Source organism: Shewanella sp. KT0246, from assembly GCF_019654955.1.
In the GTDB taxonomy this organism is placed as follows: domain Bacteria; phylum Pseudomonadota; class Gammaproteobacteria; order Enterobacterales; family Shewanellaceae; genus Shewanella; species Shewanella goraebulensis.
This window is the reverse complement of the sequence record NZ_BPEV01000146.1, coordinates 1-470: the sequence shown is the minus strand read 5'-3', so window position 1 is coordinate 470 and position 470 is coordinate 1. Positions and strand designations below refer to the sequence as shown.

Below are 470 nucleotides of genomic sequence, written 5' to 3'. Positions count from 1 at the left end.
TTTTTTTTTTCAAGCAGAAGACGGCATACGAGATTTCTGCCTGTCTCGTGGGCTCGGCCAATGAAGTCGATGCCTGCCTCGAGTACCATCAGCAGGATTACAGCGGCGAGCCTGAACTCTAAACGCCGCTTGGGGCTGCCGGGGTCGGCAGCCCTGAATTGACGGTACAATTCAAGGCCTGAGACAGATAGCCTGGGATGAACTGTTGGCAATTAGTCTTAAGACTGCGGCCTTTCATTGGCAAGCCGTCAAATCGCGCTATAATACGCGCCACACTGAACTTCAGGCCGGACCTGAAATAGATTTATACACAGTCTAAGGATACTTCCATGAGCTTAAATGCAGTGCCTGCGGGCAAATCCCTGCCAGATGACATCTACGTGATCATCGAAATCCCACAAAACCACGACCCTATCAAGTATGAAGTGGACAAGGACACAGGTGCCTTGTTTGTGGATCGCATGATGACT

1 protein-coding gene is annotated in these 470 nt (G+C 50.4%); it reads left to right on the top strand.

Going from position 1 to position 470, the window contains the following annotated elements:
• Positions 1-329: 329 nt before the first annotated feature.
• Positions 330-470 (top strand): inorganic diphosphatase (locus K5Q58_RS21220; RefSeq protein ID WP_259651417.1); only part of this gene is annotated, 141 nt, incomplete at its 3' end.